18 protein-coding genes and 1 pseudogene are annotated in these 21,098 nt (G+C 36.4%); 5 read left to right on the plus strand and 14 right to left on the minus strand.

Annotation, left to right across the window (positions count from 1 at the left end; translation table 11 throughout):
• The first annotated feature begins 179 nt into the window (after nt 1-179).
• A complete protein-coding gene (locus C8N46_RS20460) occupies nt 180-347 on the plus strand; it encodes a hypothetical protein (protein WP_158269128.1) in 168 nt (55 codons plus the stop codon).
• 99 nt (nt 348-446) lie between these two features.
• Here the strand turns inward: C8N46_RS20460 and C8N46_RS10145 are convergent, their stop codons facing one another.
• Complete coding sequence (locus tag C8N46_RS10145; RefSeq protein WP_108114782.1) at nt 447-3,248, minus strand: triple tyrosine motif-containing protein; 2,802 nt, start codon at nt 3,246-3,248, stop codon at nt 447-449.
• Between the two features lie 172 nt (nt 3,249-3,420).
• Between C8N46_RS10145 and C8N46_RS10150 the strand changes: the two genes are divergently transcribed.
• Complete coding sequence (locus C8N46_RS10150; protein WP_108114783.1) at nt 3,421-4,656, plus strand: mechanosensitive ion channel family protein; 1,236 nt, start codon at nt 3,421-3,423, stop codon at nt 4,654-4,656.
• 199 nt (nt 4,657-4,855) lie between these two features.
• Nucleotides 4,856-5,275 carry a thiol-disulfide oxidoreductase DCC family protein gene (locus C8N46_RS10155; RefSeq protein WP_108114784.1) on the plus strand — a complete coding sequence of 140 codons (420 nt, stop codon included), beginning with the start codon at nt 4,856-4,858 and terminating at the stop codon, nt 5,273-5,275.
• A 1-nt stretch (nt 5,276) separates the two neighbouring features.
• Here the strand turns inward: C8N46_RS10155 and C8N46_RS10160 are convergent, their stop codons facing one another.
• The 10 genes and pseudogenes from C8N46_RS10160 to hisG form a co-directional block, all read right to left on the minus strand.
• Nucleotides 5,277-7,040: a tetratricopeptide repeat protein gene (locus C8N46_RS10160; RefSeq protein ID WP_108114785.1), complete on the minus strand. Its 1,764-nt coding sequence runs from the start codon at nt 7,038-7,040 to the stop codon at nt 5,277-5,279.
• Nucleotides 7,041-7,049: 9 nt separating this feature from the next.
• Nucleotides 7,050-7,487 carry a hypothetical protein gene (locus C8N46_RS10165; RefSeq protein WP_108114786.1) on the minus strand — a complete coding sequence of 146 codons (438 nt, stop codon included), beginning with the start codon at nt 7,485-7,487 and terminating at the stop codon, nt 7,050-7,052.
• Nucleotides 7,488-7,698: 211 nt separating this feature from the next.
• Nucleotides 7,699-8,310 (minus strand): annotated as a pseudogene (gene hisIE, locus C8N46_RS10170) (bifunctional phosphoribosyl-AMP cyclohydrolase/phosphoribosyl-ATP diphosphatase HisIE); the annotation flags it as partial.
• Between the two features lie 263 nt (nt 8,311-8,573).
• Nucleotides 8,574-9,329, minus strand: a complete 756-nt coding sequence (gene hisF, locus C8N46_RS10175; protein ID WP_108114788.1) for an imidazole glycerol phosphate synthase subunit HisF — start codon at nt 9,327-9,329, stop codon at nt 8,574-8,576.
• A 129-nt stretch (nt 9,330-9,458) separates the two neighbouring features.
• Complete coding sequence (hisA, locus tag C8N46_RS10180) at nt 9,459-10,214, minus strand: 1-(5-phosphoribosyl)-5-[(5-phosphoribosylamino)methylideneamino]imidazole-4-carboxamide isomerase (protein WP_108114789.1); 756 nt, start codon at nt 10,212-10,214, stop codon at nt 9,459-9,461.
• Nucleotides 10,215-10,405: 191 nt separating this feature from the next.
• The gene (gene hisH, locus C8N46_RS10185) at nt 10,406-10,987 is read right to left on the minus strand and encodes an imidazole glycerol phosphate synthase subunit HisH (protein WP_108114790.1); all 582 of its coding nucleotides are present in this window, start codon (nt 10,985-10,987) and stop codon (nt 10,406-10,408) included.
• Between the two features lie 75 nt (nt 10,988-11,062).
• Nucleotides 11,063-12,196 (minus strand): bifunctional histidinol-phosphatase/imidazoleglycerol-phosphate dehydratase HisB, encoded by a 1,134-nt coding sequence (hisB, locus tag C8N46_RS10190; RefSeq protein ID WP_108114791.1) that lies wholly within the window; start codon nt 12,194-12,196, stop codon nt 11,063-11,065.
• 134 nt (nt 12,197-12,330) lie between these two features.
• Nucleotides 12,331-13,377: a histidinol-phosphate transaminase gene (gene hisC, locus C8N46_RS10195; RefSeq protein WP_108114792.1), complete on the minus strand. Its 1,047-nt coding sequence runs from the start codon at nt 13,375-13,377 to the stop codon at nt 12,331-12,333.
• 65 nt (nt 13,378-13,442) lie between these two features.
• Nucleotides 13,443-14,726, minus strand: coding sequence for a histidinol dehydrogenase (gene hisD / locus C8N46_RS10200; RefSeq protein WP_108114793.1), 1,284 nt, complete (start codon nt 14,724-14,726; stop codon nt 13,443-13,445).
• Nucleotides 14,726-15,583 carry an ATP phosphoribosyltransferase gene (hisG, locus tag C8N46_RS10205; RefSeq protein ID WP_108114794.1) on the minus strand — a complete coding sequence of 286 codons (858 nt, stop codon included), beginning with the start codon at nt 15,581-15,583 and terminating at the stop codon, nt 14,726-14,728. The genes hisD and hisG overlap by 1 nt, the downstream gene beginning before the upstream one ends.
• A gap of 337 nt (nt 15,584-15,920) precedes the next feature.
• On the opposite strand from hisG, the gene C8N46_RS10210 reads away from it, so the two are divergent.
• Both C8N46_RS10210 and C8N46_RS10215 read left to right on the plus strand, forming a co-directional pair.
• Nucleotides 15,921-16,763: an OmpA family protein gene (locus C8N46_RS10210; protein ID WP_108114795.1), complete on the plus strand. Its 843-nt coding sequence runs from the start codon at nt 15,921-15,923 to the stop codon at nt 16,761-16,763.
• A gap of 20 nt (nt 16,764-16,783) precedes the next feature.
• Entirely contained in the window at nt 16,784-17,350 is a 567-nt protein-coding gene (locus tag C8N46_RS10215) for a hypothetical protein (RefSeq protein ID WP_108114796.1), read from the plus strand.
• A gap of 165 nt (nt 17,351-17,515) precedes the next feature.
• On the opposite strand, the gene C8N46_RS10220 is transcribed toward C8N46_RS10215, so the two are convergent.
• The 3 genes from C8N46_RS10220 to C8N46_RS10230 all read right to left on the minus strand — a co-directional run bounded on the left by C8N46_RS10220 (nt 17,516) and on the right by C8N46_RS10230 (nt 20,999).
• The gene (locus tag C8N46_RS10220) at nt 17,516-18,331 is read right to left on the minus strand and encodes a prohibitin family protein (RefSeq protein WP_108114797.1); all 816 of its coding nucleotides are present in this window, start codon (nt 18,329-18,331) and stop codon (nt 17,516-17,518) included.
• A gap of 90 nt (nt 18,332-18,421) precedes the next feature.
• Nucleotides 18,422-20,353, minus strand: a complete 1,932-nt coding sequence (locus C8N46_RS10225) for a hypothetical protein (RefSeq protein WP_108114973.1) — start codon at nt 20,351-20,353, stop codon at nt 18,422-18,424.
• A gap of 109 nt (nt 20,354-20,462) precedes the next feature.
• On the minus strand, nt 20,463-20,999 hold the full coding sequence (locus C8N46_RS10230) for a hypothetical protein (RefSeq protein ID WP_108114798.1): 537 nt from the start codon (nt 20,997-20,999) through the stop codon (nt 20,463-20,465).
• Nucleotides 21,000-21,098 lie beyond the last annotated feature (99 nt).

The raw sequence follows: 21,098 nt of genomic DNA on the forward strand, positions 1-21,098 counted from the left end.
AAAATGAATGTTGAGGTATGAAAATTCTAACTACAACGTTATTGTTGTGGTAATGTTGTGGTCTTTTTTAGTAATGTTGTGGTCTTTTTGTAATTGCTGTAATTTTGTATTGGCTATAAATCCTCATCTTCCGATGATTTTACGTATTTTTAAGTAATTAATACTTAAAATATTAAATCATGAAAAAATCTGTTAAAAAATTAAACTTACGTAAAATTGCCATTTTAAAATTGAACCAAATACCAACGATTGTAGGTGGACGAGATGTACCTATTGATGCATCTGGAGCACAAGGATGTGGCGGTGCAAAAACGCAGCCTGAATGCCCAACTACTGTTACAGGATAAGATTTTTTATTTTTTGATACCATTTTAGAAAGAATATGCTATAATACGTTCTGTGTTGTAGCGTATTTTTTTTGACTCGATAATCACAATTTAACTTTATTATAAATTTAAAAAGTAATCGTTCAGATTGATTTCTCGTGCGAGACTGATCTTTTTACGCAGACGATAGCGCTTTATTTCCACACTTCGAACCGATATGTTCAATAACGGCGCAATTTCTTTTGAAGATAGATTTAAACGCAAATACGCGCATAATCGCAAATCGTTTGCCGTAAGTTGTGGATGCAATTCTTTTACTTTTTTAAAGAAGTCTTTATCTGCATGATTGAACGCTTCTTCAAAGAATTTCCAGTCTTCCGCATTGTTGATATTTTTATCAATGAGCCTTATTACTGGTTTTACATCTTGTTGTTCTGTTTTTTGTTTTTGCAATTCCTGCTTGATGTTGTTCAGTGTTTCATTCTTCTTAATCATGTTCATCGTAGCAATTGCCAATTCCCTATTTTTCGCTTCAATATCGCTGTTTAATTGGGTATTTTTCAATTCAACGATTTCTTTTTGTGCTTCCAATTCTTTTAGAGCCAATTCGCGTGTTTTCTTTTCTAACAAACGCTCACGCTGCTTTTTGTAATAACGCTTGTAAAAACTATTAATCGCTGCAAAAAGTAAGATTGTAAGAATGGCATAAATAGCAATGGCGACATTCGATAGATACCAAGGGTGATTAATCGTGAATGAATAGGTTGCTGTGTTTTCCGTGACTTCGTTGTTAATTCGTGCTTTTACTTTGAATTTGTAACTGCCATGCGGTAAATTCTCATACGATATTTGCGATTGCGTACTCCAATCGCTCCATTTATTGTACAAACCTTCTAATTGATAAGAATATTCCGCAACTTCATATTTGTTATACGCAGGAATACTGTAACTGAATGCCAAATAATTTTCGTTAGCATTAAATTCTTGGTCTTCTGCTTGTAAAGCTATTTGCCGCTCAGCTCCTGTGAGTGTACGATTGGAAACCGAATTGATGTGTATTTCATACTTTTTGGACGCTATTTCACCTAAATCAATGGTAATATAACCGTTTGAAGTTCCTAAAAGATAGGTTTTGCCTTTGATATGCGAAATGTTTTCATAACCTTTCATCTCGTTACGCAACGATTGCGGAATGGCAATTCGCTGTATTTTAAAGTCTCCGTTGATTTTTTCTTTGGTAACGTAATTGATATAATTATTTGTAAACGCCCATAAATAGCCAACATCGTCTACCACTAATTTTCCTGAAGTGTACGCATCATTTTCAAAAATGGCACTCAATGCTGCGTTTTTCTGGAAGCTTCCAGAAGCAATATCGTAATTGAAAATACCATTTTTATTAGCTTGGTAAATGTTACCATCAAAAGTGACCAAACTGGTATTGGCGCTTTTTTCGATGTCTGTGTTTTTGGTAAATGATACAACTTCTTGATAGTTTTCATCTAGCGTCAACTCATATACGCCTTTATATTCGTGATTTACCAGAATTTTTGTCGGTGTCGCCCATTCAAAATGTTTGGATGAAATGTCAAATCCTTTCAATTTATAGTCTAACTGCCAAGTATCGTTTTGTCTTGATAAAATGTACAATCCGTCGTAATTTCCTTGAATGATTTTGTTATTCACACCTGGAATTTTCTTAATATCCCACGTTCCTTGAATAGTTCCTATTTGCTTCTGTGTATTTCCTTTGATGAGAAACGTTCCTGTGTCGTGTCCGCAGAACAATTCGCCATCAATAATCCGCAAACACCATACTTGCCCTTTGGTTCCTGCTATAAACTCAAAATCGTTTGTACTATTGACCGATTTGTAAAATAATCCCTGATTGGTTCCTAAATACACATAATCTTCATGAATGATGGAAGCGTAAATCGTTCCCAAACGTCCTGTTTGATCGGCATAGTATTTAAACGGTTCTTTGGTGTTGATACAATTGATACCATCGTCCAAGCCTACCCATAAATTTCCTTCTACATCTTCAAATAACGACAACGCCGTATTATCGCTCAATCCTTTTTCTTGGTCAATATGATAGCGCAATGTTCCTTCGGGCGAAATCAAAAAAATTCCTTTGGCAATGGTTCCTAACACAAAACTTCCATCTGCCAATTGCATACTGGTGTAAATACTTTTTTGAGTCGTATCTGCATGATACGGAAGTTGCAATGCTGTCAATTCGTTTTTATCAAGCGTAAACCAGCCACTATCGCGTGTAATGATAATTTTTTGATTGTTTTTCGGGAAAATTCCAACGACTCTGCTATTCTGAAGAATCGCATCATTAGTTACCAATACTTTTTCGCCATTTTCAATACTATACAAACCTTCTCCAAGCACCTGAAAAAGTAATTCGTCCTGAATTTTATATAGTTTGGTAATGGTATTGGTTGCATTGATGACTTTTAAGCTATTGTCTTCCGTATGATACGTATAAATTCGATCTAGCGATTGAAAAAGCACCCATTTATCCAGTTGAATGATTTGCCAAAACTGTTCATCTTCCTTCATATCTACTTGCAAAACATCACTGAGAGAAGTATATTCTAGTGTGCCCGCAGCATTGCGTTCCCAATAGCCAAAATTCATATAGCAACCTGTGTACACTCTATTTCCAATAACTTTCACCGAACGCATAATGGTCTCATTCGGCGATTTGTAGAGTTTCCACTGCGCTCCGTTAAATTCCAACAATCCTTGATTATTCGCTACATACATATATGCATCGTCAGATTGTGAAATCATCCAATTTTGATTGCCTGCGTTGTATGTTTTTGGAGTATATTTTATAATTGGTGGCAATTCCTGTGCAAAGGAACAGCTGATAAACAATACAAGTAATGCTTTTACTAAGGTTCGCAAAAATGAATCGGTTTATGGGTTTAAGGTAAATTTAAGCTTATTTTTTGAAATGAAAACTTTTTAAAGTTTAATATATATCAATTGTAACTTTTTTCAGACTTAATTACAGTTATGAAGGCTTCAAACTGAACAAACAACAAAATCGTAGTATCTTTGCAAAAAATACCTGTTCATGAATCCACAAAATTTGTTTCGCTACGTGTACCATCTTTTAAAAGATGATTATGGAGAAACTACCGCAATTTATATCAATTTGATTGTAGGTGTTGTTGCTGTAGCCATATTGGCATTTGTTACGGATTACGTCGTGCGTCGCGTATTGATTGCTATTTCGCATCGTTTGGCACCAAAAACAAAAAGCAATTTTGACGATTTACTCATCAAAAATAAAACGCCGCAAAATTTAGCACATATTGTGCCCGTCTTACTTATTGAACAGACAACACCGTATTTATTTGCCGATTTTCCAAACTTTCAACACAGCTTTTTAATCGCGATTGATATTTTTATTGTCATCTTGGTGATTAAAGTCATTCGTAGTATTCTCAATTCCCTGCGCGATTTCTTGAAAACGCTCAATGCTTTTAAAGACAAGCCCATTGATAGCTATATTCAAGTATTTATGATTTTTGTTTGGTTTGTGGGAATTGTGTTGAGTTTTTCTATCCTTACGGGAAAATCCGTGTTGACCTTTGTGACGACTTTAGGAGCATTGTCTGCGGTAATTTTGTTGATTTTTAGAGATACCATTCTTGGTTTTGTGGCGAGTATTCAAGTCGCGGTGAACGATATGGTGCGCATTGGCGATTGGATAACGATGGAAAAATACGGCGCCGATGGTGATGTGGTTGAAATCAATTTGGCAACCGTAAAAGTGCAGAATTTTGATAAAACCATCACTACTATTCCAACCTATGCGCTCATTTCCGATTCGTTTAAAAACTGGCGCGGCATGAACGATTCTGGCGGACGCCGTATCAAACGCGCTATCATCATTAAAGCGCCGAGCATACACTATTTGAGCGATGAAAAAATTGAAGAACTAAAAAGTATTCAGTTGATTTCGGATTATTTAGAAAATCGTCAGCAAGATATTATCAAATTCAATCAAGAACGAGAAATCGACAAATCACTACTCGTCAACGGACGAAATATGACCAATATTGGCGTATTCCGAAAATATGTAGAATCGTATTTGGAAAACCATCCTGCGATTAATAAAGACATGACTATTATGAGCCGACAAATGCCACAAACGCCTCAGGGAATTCCGCTGGAAATTTACGCGTTTAGCAAAGATAAAGTCTGGAAAAACTACGAATACATCATGGGCGATATTTTCGATCATTTACTAGCTGCATTGCCTTACTTTGATTTGGAGATGTATGAGTTGGGTGTTGGGTCTTAGGTGTTGGGTCGCTGCGCTCTTAGTTGTTCGTTGTTTGTTTTTTGTGGATTCGTTAATTTGTATATGTATGTTTTTCATTCACAACCGACAACACACAACTGAAAACCGACAACTGAAAACTGAAAAGATTCAAAATCCAACATTTATAATTCCAATTTCAAAGTTGTATCTTTGTAGGACAGATTAGAAATCTCAGAAAATGATAGATTCCTTACCAAAAGATAAAAAGATTGTGCTGTTTGACGGCGTTTGCAATTTGTGCAACGGTTTTGTTGATAAAATCATAGCAAAAGATAAAAATGATGTCTTTCGTTTTGCGTCGTTGCAATCGGATATTGGTATTGAGATACAAAAACATTTGCAGCTCAATCCTGAGCAATTGGATTCTGTGATTTTGTATGAACCTGGCGTTGCGTATTACCACAAATCACAAGCAGCCTTGCGTATTATCAATGAATTTGGCGGCGCTTGGAAATTGTTGCAAGTCTTTCGTATTTTACCAAAATTCGTAAATGACGCCGTGTATAATTTCGTTGCCAAATACCGTTACAAATGGTTTGGGCAAAAAGAAACCTGCAGAATGCCCACGCCTGAGGAACGTGCGAAGTTTTTGGGGTAGATTATTCTTCTTCGTTGTTTGGAAACTTTTCTTTTATCCAAGTTTCTACGTCAATATCCCAGTTCAGCAATACTAAAAAAGCTTCCTTTAAATAATTTTGAATGTAACCTATTTCTTGAAAAGGTACTAAAATAGTAATAGCTTCTTCTATATATTGTAGAGACAATTCTTTATCAATTTGCGATTCTTGATAAAATATTGCTATATTTTTTAAAGTCATTCCAACGTCTGGTAAATACGTCTGTGGATTTTCGGCGGCTAAGGCTCGATAGATTGATAAAGCTTCTTTATAGCTCGCACTGACCTGCGCATACTCATTTTGATTACTCTGTAAAATCCCTAAATTATTTAAAGTACCTGCTACATACGGTACATACGTCTGTGGATTTTCGGCGGCTAAGGTTCGATAGATTTCCAAAGCTTCTTTATAGCTCGCACTAGCGTTCGCATACTCATTTTGATTTCGCTGTAAATTCGCTAAATTATTTAACGTCATTCCAACGTCTGGTAAATACGTTTGTGGATTTTCGGCGGCTAAGGCTTGATAGATAGATAACCCTTCTTCATAGCTCGCACTTGCTTTCGCATAATCATTTTGAGCCCTCTGTAAATTCCCTAAATTATTTAAAGTATGTGCTACATACGGTACATACGTCTGTGGATTTTCGACGGCTAAGGGTCGATAGATTTCCAAAGCTTCTTCATAGCTTGCACTGGCTTTAGCATACTCATTTTGAGCTCTCTGTAAATTCCCTAAATTATTTAAAGTCATTCCAACGCCTGGTAAATACGTCTGTGGATTTTCCGCGGCTAAAGCTCTTCGGATTGATAAAGCTTCTTCATAGCTTGCACTGGCTTTAACATACTCATTTTGAGCTCTCTGTAAAACAGCTAAATTATTTAAAGTCATTCCAACGCCTGGTAAATACGTCTGTGGATTTTCCGCGGCTAAAGCTCTTCGTATTGATAAAGCTTCTTCATAGCTTGCACTGGCTTTCGTATACTCATTTTGATCACTCTGTAAATTTCCTAAATTATTTAAAATAGCTGCTTTTTGTTCTTTAGAAGAGGTTTTTACCAAGCATTTTTGATAGTAGTTTTCAGCTTTATTATAGTTATTTAAAAACTCAAAATAATACGCTGCTTCGAAACAAGTGTCATAACTTTCATACAATTCTACTGCTTTTTCATAATTTTCTCCTGCTTCTTCGTAGTTATGTTTTATGCGCAGTAATTGTGCTTTTAGAATACGATTTTGTGCTAATTTACGATTATCGTTTTCTATAGCTTCACTCCGCTTTTTGTTCTTTTCCTTAGTTTTATGTTCCGCTTCTTGTAGTTTTGCTTCACTTAAAACCAATAAAGCATCCTCAATTTTTTCTTCAATAAATAAATTAAATGCTTCTTTATATAAGCTGGTTTCATCGATTAAATCTTTCCCTGAAACTTCTTGTAGTAAATGTTTAATTTGTGCGATTCGTCGCTGTTTTTCTTCTTCTTGTATTTGAATTTTTTGAGATAAGGAGAGTACTTCTTTGTTCAAATAGGTTTTGTTTTCTTCTTTTTCTTTGATTAGTGCTTTTTGTACTGAAAGCTGTTCTTTTAGTAATGTAATCTGTTCTAAGTAAGACTCAATAAATGGTTTTAGAAATTCTTCAAGAGATTTACGCTCTTCAGTTGTATTTCCATTGCTATCAGCGTATTGAAAGATAAAAATATTACTTCCTTCTACTTTTTCTACTTTGTTTATGTTAGCATTAAACATCCTTGAAGTTTATTTTTTATTGATATTTTGATGAACCTGTATATTTTCTCCCTTTACATTTTTTACTACATTTTTATTTATAGTAAAATCAAGAAACGTACCTTTTAACTTTCCATTTCGTTCAAAATAATCAAGAAACAAGCAAAATCCTGCTAATAGAATTAAACCAAAAGTCACCACCCAACTTATCTCACCACTACCAACTTTAAAATCTATTCCAAACAGCGTACCTTTTATTTCAAAAAAGAATTTATTCAATCCCGCTATGATAGCAATTATCATAGAAAACGCACGAAAGTATCTTCGTTTCGGATCAAAATATAAGGCAATAAGAAAACTCAGAATTCCTGCGGGCAAGGCTATTTTCCAACTTTCAAAAGTTAGCTGTACAGCAACTCCGCTACAAATTCCGATACATAAAGAAATAAGTGTCCAGTGAATTTTCATGCAGTTGTTGAATCGTGTTTTGAGATTTTAAATACGCTTTGGGAGAATTACTCAAATGTACGATTTTTTTGATATGTTAGCTACATGTCTTCTGAAAAGGGCGAAAAAGTTGTAGGAAATATGTGTTTTATAAGTTCATTAGTAATCATCATAGTGTTTTCGACTGCGCTCAAACTGACAAATCCGCTTCTTAAATAATTTCGCATCAATATTATTTCTCCCGACTTTTCAACACATTTACAATATCATTCAACGTAAATCCTTTGGCTTGTAGCAAAATCAAGTAATGAAACAACAAATCAGCACTTTCATTTAGGAATAAATCGTCGTTGTCATCTTTGGCTTCAATCACTGTTTCTATGGCTTCCTCGCCTACTTTTTGCGCGATTTTATTGATACCTTTTCGGAACAATGACGCGACATAACTTTTTTCGTCTTCCTGATTTTCCTTACGATTTTGAATAGTTTTTTCTAATTGTGATAAAAATCCAAACGTTTGTGTGTTTTCTTCGTTCCAACAGGTGTCAGAACCTTTATGACAGGTTGGTCCCACTGGGTTTACTTTGATGAGCAGTGTATCTTCATCACAATCGTTTTGGATGCTGACAAGGTTTAAAAAGTTGCCACTTTCCTCACCTTTGGTCCACAAACGTTGCTTGGTTCTGCTGTAAAACGTCACTTTTTTGGTTTCCACCGTTTTGTTGTAGGCTTCTTCATTCATAAAACCTAGCATCAATACGTTTTTCGTTTCACTATCCTGAATAATCGCAGGGACTAATCCGTCGTTGTTTTTATTGAAGTTAATTGTCATTTTGTTGTTTTTTGATCTTTGTTTTTTGTTATTCGTTTACACTGAGCTTGTCGAAGTGTTTTTTGTTCGCTTCGCTCTTTTGTTGGTTTGTCTATTTGTCAATTTGTCTTGGCTCTTGGCTCTTGGCTCTTGGCTCTTGGCTCATAAAAAATAAATTATTCAATAGGTTTTTCTAAAAATTTTTATGCAAAAATTCAAAATTTAAAGTCCAACATTCATCATTTCAAAGTACTTCTCGATACAAAATTCTAACGAATTTCACTCGAAGTGACAATTTAGATTCTAACGTTAATTCCATTATTTTTTAAATAGTGCTTCAATGCTGGAATGGGAATTTCTTTAAAGTGAAATACACTTGCGGCTAAAGCGGCATCTGCTTTTCCATCCACAAATGTATCTTGAAAATGTTGCATGTTGCCTGCGCCGCCAGAAGCAATAATCGGAATGTTGACGATTTCTGAAAGTTTGGCTAAGGCTTCGTTGGCAAAACCGTTCTTAGTGCCGTCATTGTTCATGGACGTGAATAGAATTTCTCCCGCGCCACGTTGCTCGACTTCCTGTGCCCAATCAAACAATTTGATGTCTGTTGGCACCTTTCCTCCTACCAAATGCACAAACCATTCGCCATCGATTTGCTTCGCGTCAATCGCCACCACAATACACTGATTTCCAAATTTAGAAGACAATTCGTTGATGAGTTCTGGACGTTTTACAGCGGCAGAGTTAATCGAGACTTTGTCTGCGCCCGCTTGTAACATTCTATCGACATCTTCTACAGAGGAAATTCCACCACCAACGGTAAATGGAATGTCTACTTGCGCGGCAACGTCCAAGACGAGTTTTTGTAAGGTTTTCCTGCGTTCTTCCGTTGCGGAAATGTCTAAAAACACCAATTCGTCCGCGCCTTCATCTGCGTAAATTTTTGCCAATTCCACAGGATCGCCCGCATCACGGAGATTTACGAAATTGACACCTTTTACGGTACGACCGTTTTTGATGTCTAGGCAAGGAATGATTCTTTTTGTAAGCATTTTATTATTTGATTGAAAGATTAAAATATTTAATGATTAAATAATTAAATCTCTATTGACTTATGTATTATAATTCTTGGTTTCCCAACTGCATCTCGACTGCGCTCGATGTGACACTAAGGAATGGCATTATAGTAATGTTTCTAACTGTTTTAGAGATATTTTGTTTTCGTAAATGGCTTTTCCGATGATGACACCTTCGCAACCTAATTCTTTGAGTTTTGGCAATTCGTCAAAGGTGGAAATTCCGCCAGAAGCGATTAATTTAATGGACTTTGAAGACCTCTTGACTGCGCTCGATGTGACATTTTGATTGCATTCTTTTAGTATCTTTTCATAAAGTGCGAATGATGGACCTTCTAGCATTCCGTCTTTAGCAATATCAGTACAAATCACGTATTCGATGCCTTTTTGTTGGTATTTTTGGATGAATGGAATGAGTTCTTCTTCGCTTTCTTCTTGCCAGCCACTAATCGCGATTTTTTCATTGTTGGCATCTGCGCCTAGAATAATTTTTTCGCTTCCGTACTGTTGAATCCAACGGGTAAATAGTTCTGGATTATTCACGGCAATACTTCCGCCCGTAATTTGTTTCGCGCCGCTTTCAAAAGCTATTTTTAAATCTTTATCCGATTTCAATCCGCCACCAAAATCGATTTTCAAATTCGTTTTCGAAGCGACTTCCTCCAAAACTTTATAATTTACGATGTGTTTCGCTTTCGCACCGTCTAAATCGACCATGTGCAAGTATTGAATTCCCGCGTCTTCAAACTGTTTCGCGACTTCTAATGGATGTTCGTTGTATATTTTTTTCGTATCATAATCACCTTTGGAAAGTCGTACACACTTTCCATCGATGATGTCTATAGCTGGGATGATTCGCATTTTTTTGGTTATTTGTTTTTTGTTGTTTGTTGTTTGTTTTTTGTGGATTCGTCAATTTGTCTTGATTCTAAAATCTAATTTCAATAACCTGCTCCAAACGTCAGTTCGAGTGGAATTCTGAAAGAATTTTGTATCGAGAACAACTTTAAAATTCATAACATAACTAATTCCTATTGCCTAATGCCTAAAAATCATAGTTTCAAGAAGTTTTCCAAAATTATACTTCCTGCTTTACTACTTTTTTCTGGATGAAATTGCACCCCGTAAAAGTTATCTTTTTGCAAAGCAGATGCATATTGAATATCGTATTCACTTTCGGCAATCATTTCACTTGATTTTTTGGCGTAATAACTGTGTACCAAATACATATATTCGTTTTCGCGAACACCTTCAAACAGTTCACTTTTCAAGTTTTGAATGGTATTCCAACCGATTTGTGGCACTTTCACAGTCGGAGAAAAACGAACGACTTCCGTATCAAAAATGCCCAAACCTTGTGTATTTCCTTCTTCCGATGAATTGCACATGAGTTGCATTCCCAAACAAATTCCCAAAACAGGTTGTTGTAGTGTCGGAATGACTTCGTCTAGTTGACTTTCGCGTAATTTTTGCATTGCGCTACTCGCCTCTCCTACACCTGGAAATATGACTTTATCAGCGTTTCTGATTTCTTCGGCATTGTTACTCAACACAGCTTCCACGCCCAACCGCTGTAACGCAAATTTGATACTTTGGATGTTTCCTGCACCGTAATTTATGATGATTGTTTTCATTTGATAGCTTTTGGCTGTTAGCTTTTTGCTTTTAGATTGATAATTTAAAATTTAGCATTCAACATTTATAATTTCTTAGAGCATTCCTTTGGTTGATGGTAAAATCATTTTTTCTACATCGCGTTTTACGGCTGCTTTGATGGCTTTGGCAAACGCTTTAAAAATTGCTTCTATTTTGTGGTGTTCGTTAACGCCTGTGGCTTGAATGTTTAAATTTGCTTTGGCGCCATCCGAGAACGATTTGAAAAAGTGGAAAAACATTTCTGTCGGCATTTTCCCGATCATTTCACGGTTGAATTTTGCATCCCACACAAGCCAATTTCTTCCTCCAAAATCAATCGCGACTTGTGCCAAACAATCGTCCATAGGCAAACAGAAACCGTAACGTTCAATTCCCAATTTGTTTCCCAAAGCTTTCGCAAATACTTCACCTAAGGCAATTGCCGTATCTTCAATCGTGTGATGTTCGTCTACTTCCAAATCGCCTTTAACTTTGATGTCTAAATCCATTTGTCCGTGACGTGCAATTTGGTCGAGCATGTGATCAAAAAAGGCAATTCCAGTGTCAATATTCGATTTTCCTGTTCCGTCAAGGTTCAAATCGATTTGAATCTTGGTTTCGTTGGTGTTTCGCGTCAACGAAGCGGTGCGTTCTTCGGCTTTTAAGTATGCATAAATTTCATCCCAGTCATTCGATTCCAATGCGATATAAGCGTCCAATTCTGAACGTTTTACGGTAATTTCATCCGTTCCCAAGAAGGTTTCATCGTTGATGTAAATTCCTTTTGCGTCTAAGTTTTTAGCTAATTCGATATCCGTCAAGCGATCGCCAATCACAAACGAATTTTTCAAATCGTATTCGTCCGAGAAATATTCCGTTAATAAACCTGTATTCGGTTTTCGTGTGGGCGCGTTGTCTTTAGCAAAGGTTCTATCGATGACAATCTTGTCAAACACAATTCCTTCACCTTTTAAAGTTTGTAAAATAAAATTGTGTACAGGCCAAAACGTATCTTCAGGATACACGTCTGTCCCTAAACCATCTTGATTGGTAATCATCACCAATTCAAAATCCAGTTCGCTGGCAATTTTTCGCAGTGCGGATAAGGCTTTCGGATAGAATTCCAGTTTTTCAAAACTGTCTATTTGCTCGTCTGCAGGTTCTTTGATGATCGTTCCATCACGATCTATAAATAGTACTTTTTTCATAGCTTTAGCTTTATTATTTTGTCATTCCTGCGACTTGTACTGAGTTTATCAAAGTAAGGCAGGAATTTGTTCTTTCCTTTTTTAATTTGTGTTTCGATGCCATCTCGACTGCGCTCGATGTGACAATTTGGTTTTTAAACAATCGCTTCTAACGCTTTTATTAATCTTTGATTTTCTACTTCTGTTCCAACCGTAAATCGCAAACAATTGTCACACAACGGTTGCGTGGTGCGGTTTCTAATGACGATTCCTTTGTCAACCAACTGATTGTAGCGAAGATTGGCATCATCCACCTTTACCAAAATAAAGTTGGCGTCTGATGGATATATTTTTTCAATGAAATTGATATGTTCCAACGCGTTTGCTAATGCTGTTCGGTTTTGTAAAATGTTCTTTATTTCTTGCTGAACGTTTTCTTGATTATCAATTCGGTTCAACGCTTTTTCTTGCGTTAGCAAATTTACGTTATATGGCGGTTTTATGCGATTTAAAACATCTACAATAGTGAGCGAAGCATAACAGACACCAAGCCTTATACCAGCCATTCCATACGCTTTTGACAGCGTTTGCGTAATGACTAAGTTCGGGAATTCCTCTAGCCTATTCAACCAACTTTTTTGACTAGAAAAGTCTATATATGCTTCGTCTATCACTATAATTCCGTTAAATTCTTTGAGTAATTTTTCTACCGCTTCCTCAGAAAAACTGTTTCCTGTAGGATTGTTTGGCGAGCAAAGAAATAGTAGTTTGCTATTTTCGTCTGCCACATTTAAAATTTCAGCTACATTGGGTTGAAACGTTTCGGTTAAATACACTTCTTTTACCGCAATATCATTGATACCTGCCAATACGTTGTACATTCCGTAAGTTGGTGGCAACGTGATAATATTGTCTTGTTTTGGCTCGCAAAACGCTCTGAAAATCAAATCGAGAATTTCGTCGCTTCCGTTTCCTAACACTATATTTTCAGCATTGCACTTTTTGACTGCTGCCAACGCCGATTTTACATCCTTTTGCTTCGGATCGGGATAGCGATTCACGCCATTTTCAAACGGATTTTCATTAGCGTCCAAAAACACCATGTCGCTTCCAGAAGCTTTGTATTCATCTCTTGCGGAAGAATACGGTTTGAGTGTTTTGATGTTTTCTCTGATGAGAGATTGTATGTTGATTGTGTTCATCTGTGTAGCTTTTGACTTTTACTTCAATTATTGGATTCCTGCCTTCGCAGGAATGACAAAGCGTTTTATTTTAAACTTTCTAAACGTAATGTGACTGCGTTTTTGTGTGCTTGTAAACCTTCGGCTTCTGCCATGAGTTCAATAGCGTTTCCAATGTTTTGAATGCCTTGTTTCGAGATTTTTTGAAACGTGACACTTTTTTGAAAACTTGCCAAATTCACACCCGAATAGTTTTTTGCATAACCGTTTGTTGGTAAGGTGTGATTGGTTCCAGAAGCATAATCGCCTGCACTTTCTGGCGTGTAATTCCCCACAAATACCGAACCTGCATTTTGAATGTTTTGTGTGTAATAATCTTCGTCCTTTACGCAGACGATGAAGTGTTCTGGACCGTATTCGTTGATTAAATCTAATGCAATTTGATTGTTTTCTACATAAATGAGTTTGGAGTTTTCAATGGCTTTCGTCGCGATTTCTTTTCGTGGCAAGTCTTCCAACTGTGTTTCTATCGCTGTTTCCACTTCCGTGAGAAAGTTCTTTGAGGTTGTTACTAAGATAACCTGACTGTCCGTTCCGTGTTCTGCCTGACTTAACAAGTCGGAAGCCACAAAGGAAGCATTTGCCGTTTCGTCAGCAACTACTAATAATTCACTTGGTCCCGCAGGCATGTCAATCGCAACGCCGTATTTGGTGGCTAATTGTTTGGCAACCGTTACAAATTGATTTCCTGGTCCGAAGATTTTGTAGACTTTAGACATGGTTTCCGTTCCAAAGGTCATTCCTGCTACAGCTTGAATGCCTCCTACTTTGTATATTTTCGTGATGCCACACAATTGCGCTGTGTACAATATTGCAGGATTTACCTTTCCTTCTTTGTTTGGTGGTGTACACAATATAATTTCCTCACAACCAGCAATTTTGGCTGGAATCGCCAACATGAGTATGGTAGAAAATAACGGAGCTGTTCCGCCTGGAATGTACAAACCTACTTTTTGGATGGCTCTTTTTTCTTGCCAACAGTGTACGCCCTGAGTCGTTTCTACCGAAACTGTATCGGTTTTTTGTGCATTGTGAAACGACGTAATATTTGCTTTCGCGACAGCGATAGCATCTTTTAAATTTGCAGAGACGTTGTTTGCAGCAGCGTCCATTTCAGCTTGACTGACCACCAACTCATCCAACTGAACATTGTCAAAGAACGAGGTATATTTTTTGATAGCGATATCGCCGTTTTTTTGGACTTCGGAGAAAATTTGCGAAACCGTTTCTTCGATGTCGTCAACAGTTTGCGTTGGACGCTCTAAAATAGCTGTCCAAGTGTTCGGTTGTGGATTGAATATTTTGTTCATTATAAGACCATTTTTTCGATTGGACATACTAAAATTCCTTCGGCTCCATTGGCTTTGAGTTCGTCAATGACTTCCCAGAAATCTTCTTTTTTGATAACAGAGTGTAATGAGCTCCAACCTTCTTCGGCGAGTGGCAATACGGTTGGACTTTTGAGTACGGGTAATATTTTGCTGATGGCTTCTATTTTGTCGTTTGGCGCGTTGAGGAGAATGTATTTGGATTCGCGTGCCGTGAGTACAGATTGAATTCTGAATCGTAATTTTTGAAGTAATTGTTGGCGCTCGTCGTCTATTTTTGGAGAAACGGCTAAAACAGCTTCACTTTTGAGCATGACTTCCACTTCTTTGAGATTGTTTTTGAAAAGTGTGCTTCCGCTGGAAACAATATCACATATAGCGTCGGCGAGTCCGATATTTGGTGCAATTTCCACAGAGCCATTGATAATGTGTAAATCGGCATTGACACCTTTTTCTTTGAGATATGCCTTTACTGTTTCCGGATAGGAAGTCGCGATGCGCTTGCCTTCAAAGTCTTTGACCGAATTGTAGGTTTCTCCTTTTGGAATGGCGAGCGAGACTTTGCATTTGGAGAATCCTAATTTTTCTGCAATGGTGATGTTTTCGCCTTTTTCTACCAATACATTTTCTCCGATGATAGCAATGTCTACCACGCCATCGCGCAAGTATTGTGGAATGTCTCCGTTTCTGAGGTAGAATACTTCTAATGGAAAGTTGCGTGCTGCTGCTTTGAGTTGATCTTTTCCATTGTCGATGGAAATTCCGCAGTCTTTTAAGATGTTGAGCGAGTCTTCGTTGAGTCGTCCCGATTTTTGAATGGCAATTTTTAACTTTTTCATAGTTATTTGATTGTGTTTGAATACAAAAATTGGGCATAAAAAAAACCCGTTTGATGTACTCAAACGGGTTTTTAATATATTTTAGAATTACTTCAATACATTATCAGCTCGCTTGAGGGCAAGTATGAAAATGATGATGATGTAATTGTGTAAAAGACATGTTTGTTTTTTTGTTGCCACAAATGTAACTAATAATTTTTATTGCTTGCAACTATTTTTTAAAATTATTTTTCTGCATTTTATCGAAAATTTACGATTAACAGCATTTTTTTAGGAGTTTCGTTGTGATATGAAAAAATGAATTCCTACTTTTAAAGCATTAATAGCCAGCCCACCTATGAAACATTTTTTGATTGCTTTTGTACTTTTTTGTACATGGCTTTACTTTGGTGTTCGTTACTACGAATGCTCTGTAAAAAATCTTTGTGAAGTCCCGACGACTCCTGTTGTGGACACTATAAAGGTTATCAAGGAAATTCCTGCGAAAAAACCACTTACTTTTTTACCGTTTTCGATTACTAAAAATACAGCAAAGGTGTCATTGATTGATTCTGTTTCGAATCCGTTGCAGTCCTTTTTTGAGTATTTGAATTCGCATCAGCAAGAAGAATTGGTGGTAACGTCCTTTTTTAGTAAATCAGAAAATAGTGCTATTGCGCTTGAGCGAAATGATAGCATTCAGAAACGATTGAGTGATTTTGGAATTAACACAGATCGTGTGGTGTTTCAAACAAAACAAAACGATTTTACATTTGACGAGAATAATCAATATGCAAAAGGATTTGCGTACGAGTATCAAAAAATGTCTGAGGAACGCATGAATGCAATCGATAAAAGCATTGCGTCAAAGATTTTGTATGCAGGTTTTGGCTCGAAGACGTTTCAACCAGATAATACCTTGAATGCGTATGCGATTGAATTGAAGAATTATTTAGAAAAACATCCCACAAAAAAAGTAGAGATTATTGGTCATACCGATAGCAATGGAGATGCAGAAGCCAATATGTGGTTTGGAAAAGAACGCGCCAAAAGTGTAATGCAATATTTTGTTTCTCAAGGAATTGATGAGAATAAGTTAACGATTTCATCAAAAGGAGAAACGACACCTATAGCTCCAAATACCACTTTGGAAGGACAACGACTGAACAGACGAATTGAAATAAACATCACCCAAAACTAACTTAATACGCCCTTATTTTTATGCCTTTTTTATTTTTAGAAAATTTTGTACCGACATCAACTTGGGAATATATTGTAGTATTCTTGATAGGATTTGGTTGTTTTTTGATTGGCTGGATTTTTGGAAAACGCAATACACGACGAAAGTTTGAAAAGTTACTTGCTGCGGAAAAGTCCAAAACAAAAGACGAATATATCAATACCAATTATGCCCCTTCTCATGGTGTACGTGCTCGGAAAACACGTGAACGCTCCGGAAGAGCAGTTGATTCAGAAAATACAATCGAGGTTGATATTGAGAATTCACCGTTGAATTTTGATAGTTTTGGTGTGGCAGATGCTTCTCAAAAAGATGATTTGAAGCGTATTAAAGGTATTGGGCCTTTTATTGAAGATAAATTGAATGCTATCGGAATTTACACCTTTGAGCAGATTAGTAAATTTTCACCTGAAGATATGCAAACTGTTACCGAATTGATTTCCTTTTTCCCAGGTCGCATTGAACGCGACGACTGGAAAGGACAAGCAACCGTTTTGAAGAAAGGCAGCGATACTGATTTTAGCAAACGATTGGGCTCTAAGAAGTAGATTTATCTAGACTATTTAGATTTTTAGATTTGTTAGATTTTTTAAAATATTTAAGATTGTAGTTAGCTAATTGAATGATAGCTTACTCCTTACCTAAAATTACTTACAACTAAAAAGGGAAACTTTAAGCCAGTTTCCCTTTTTTATTTGATATGTGTACTTTCTTTATTGATTTCCAAGAATGATTGGCAATCCGCTGTCTCCAGAACCAATTACAATAACTTTGCTATTTGGTGATTCAGACATTTTTAACGTTGCTTCAATTCCTTTGTCTTGTAGAATTTTATCCGTTAGTGACGCACTTAAAATTCGGTTCGCGTCTGCTTTACCTTGCGCTTCAATACGTACTTTTTCTGCTTCTTTTTGCGCTGTTACGAGTCTAAACTCATATTCCAACGATTCTTGCTCTTGCTTTAGTTTACGCTCAATCGCTTGCTTAATGGTTGGTGGTAATTTTACATCTCTAATCAATACTCTTTCCAAAATGATGTATTGATCTTCTACAATTTTCTTTGTTTCTTCAAAGATTTCATTTTGAATTGCATCACGCTTACTAGAATATAACTGCTCTGGTGTATAACGTCCTACAACGCTTCTTGCCGCACTTCGTACTGCTGGTTGTAACACACGTTTTAAATAACTTTCTCCTTTTTCGTTGTGCAATCTTCCTAAATTATTGATATCTGGCATGTACTGTACAGAAGCGTCTAATTCAATATCCAAACCATTTGATGATAATACAGACATGGTTTCTGGCACTTCTTGTAAACGCGTTTCATAGTCAATCACGCGGTTCCACGGTGCAATTAGGTGAAATCCTGGTTGCAATGCAGCTTCTTCAGAATCTACACCATTTCCTAATGTTTTGTATAAAACTGCTGCGTGACCTGCATCAATAGTAACGGCAGACTTTGCGATGGCAATGATTGCTATGATGATAATGATTAATACGGGAATTCCGATTTTGGGTAATTTGTCCATTTTTCTTTTAGTTTTTGATTATTTTGTTTTTTGTTCTTCTTCTGTTTGTTGTTTTTTCAATATGTCTTGACTCTATATTCTTGATTCTAATTAGATAAGTCCATAATACTTCCTTGAAAACCATTCCAGCGCAAGTAATAGCGCTATGAAAGCTAGCAAATATTTCCAATCTATCAAAGATACGACCTTTTCGTTACTTTTTTCAATGGTTTTGAAACGTTGATCGTTTAGCAAAGAATTTATAAGTTTTTCTGGATTGTCATCAATGTGAAATGCTTTTCCGTCAGTTTTTGTTGCAATCGATTGTAAACGTGGTGTATCTGCGTTTAAGAATTGTTTTTCGATGTCAAATTCTAAAATCTTAAAACTACCTGATTTGCTGATATTTTTTCCTTCGGCGCGAACCGTAAATGTGTAGGATGCTGGCGGCAAATTGTTTAAATCGACCGTGTAAAAACCAGCATTGAGCAACATTGGATATGTGGTGGTTTCGTCTGTTTCTGTGTTTTTGATGATTGCGGTGAGATTGGCATTTGAATCAAATTCATACGACGGATTGAAATATTGTGCTGTCAATTGAATTTCTCGATTTCCGTAATAGAACGATTCATAACCCACTGTTAAACGTTCTCGCTTTTTGTTAGATGCTAAATATTGCACCAATTTCCCTAAAAAGGTATCAAATTCTATAAAGTTTTCTTGCGATAAGAAGCTGTTGGCGCGCCATTTCCATATATTTTCTCCCGCTAAAATTGCTGCTCGCTTGGAATCTTCGGAATATGTTGCCAAGAGTGCGGAATTTGTGGAAACTCCCGAAATGATTTGCGTCAGAATGATTTCATGTGCAACGTTAAATTCCACGTCACCAAATGCATTTTCTAACGGCGGATAATCTGTGAAATCAATATTCTCGATTAAGAAATTTGTATAGTTTGAATTGAGTTGTCCTTGTACTTCTTCCGTTTCTGCCAAGTCGTCTTTTCGGAAACTGGATTGCACATCGTTTAGAAAATTCCAATCGGTTTGCGTTCCAGTGATGGTAAAGGTATTTTTTTCTAAACGTTGAATATTGTCATATACTTCTTGAAACTTTGTGGTTGGTTGATAGAGAATAATCAACTGATAATCATTGAGTTTCCCGGAAGCTTCATTCGGTTTTAAAATGTCCACACCGCGCAATTCGTTGCTTTCCAAACTTTTCTTTATCGCGCCTAAATCGGGATGAATGATATCGGAAACCAAGGCAATTTTCACTTTTTGGTCAATGACTTCTACCGCAAAATAACGTGAGTTGTTTTGTGTGTTTTTTTCCTCGTTTAACGGCGTTAATGTTGCACGTAAGGTTTGTACACCAATTTTCGTTGCCGAAATATTGAGATTGACGACTTTAGAATTGTCTGTTGGTGAAAATGTCAGTGCTTGACTCGCCACGCGTTTTCCATCGGCAGTTAAGACTAAATTTGTTTGCACCGTTTCGTTTCCTGTATAGGTTGCGATGACTTCTACAGGAAATTTATTTTTTAAATAGGCGTATTTATTCGCGTTGAGCTGATCTATTTTTACATCCACAAAAGTGGTGGTATCGCCTGCTATCACAGGAAAAATAGGTTGCTTTATTTTGGATGAAATGAATTGATAGTCGTTTCCGTAGGTTTGATTTCCATCAGTAATAAGAATTGTTGGTGCAATGGCGTTTTTGTAGAGTTTGTTCAGGTCTTTGAGTGCTTTGCTTATGTTTGTTTGCACACCTGAAAAGTCAATCGTATCACTTTCTTGCAGCGTTGATGAAAATGTATAGGAATCAATCTCGAATTTATCATTTAATTCTTGAGAATTTTTAAGCGTTGTAACAATATCATTTACTTTCGTATCATAGCCTAATTCTGTAATGGAAGAAGAATTATCAACTGCAATCGTCAATATCGGTTTTTCCGTGTAATAGCTTGTTTGCTTAAATTTCGGATTGATAATTAACAACAACAAAGCAAACACACTTAAAAATCGTAAAAACGAAAAAAGCACTAATTTTTTAGTGCGTTTTTTTGTTTTGTAATAGTAATGAAATATCGCGACAAGCGCCGATATTAGGACTGCTATACAGATATATACGATAGTTGTCGTTTGCAATAGTTTATTTTGTTTTTATCAGTTCAAAAGAGTTTAAAAAACGATAAATGCTATCATTTCTATCTTTGTCTTCTAAGCAAATTACTTGCGTTATAAACATCGAGTTTTCAACCAAATAGGCATTGATGTATATATAACCGCCTTGCATTTTTATTTTGATGCTTCTACCTGGATATCCGTTAAATTTCACTTCATGATCAAAAACTAGAAATCCTTTTACATTAGACACCGCACCTTTTACAGCTCCGTCTAATACTGTTTTGTTGTATTCATCATCCGCATCTTTGAATTGTTCTTCAGGATAATCAGAACGAATTACAGAATATACCGCATTGTCATCTCCTGAAGTTGGCGAATACATAATCATGTGCATGTCCAATTCGCCCACAGCTGTAGGTACTTTTTGTACGGTTCTTTTAGGCTCTTTTGGATAGTAGGCTACAAATTCTAAATCTTCAGCTTTGTACTTTTCCCAATTTTGTGCTTGTACTGCGCTAAAAGACAGAAAGCATACCATGATTGCTACTACAGTTTTTTTCATCTTGTGTATGTTAAGTGTTATGTTAAAAGATGTAATTCGCCTAAAATCATTCCAAATTCGCTTTAAAAATGCTAGTGGCGTTATTTTATTATGATTTTG

This window comes from Kordia periserrulae, from assembly GCF_003054265.1.
In the GTDB taxonomy this organism is placed as follows: Bacteria; Bacteroidota; Bacteroidia; order Flavobacteriales; family Flavobacteriaceae; genus Kordia; species Kordia periserrulae.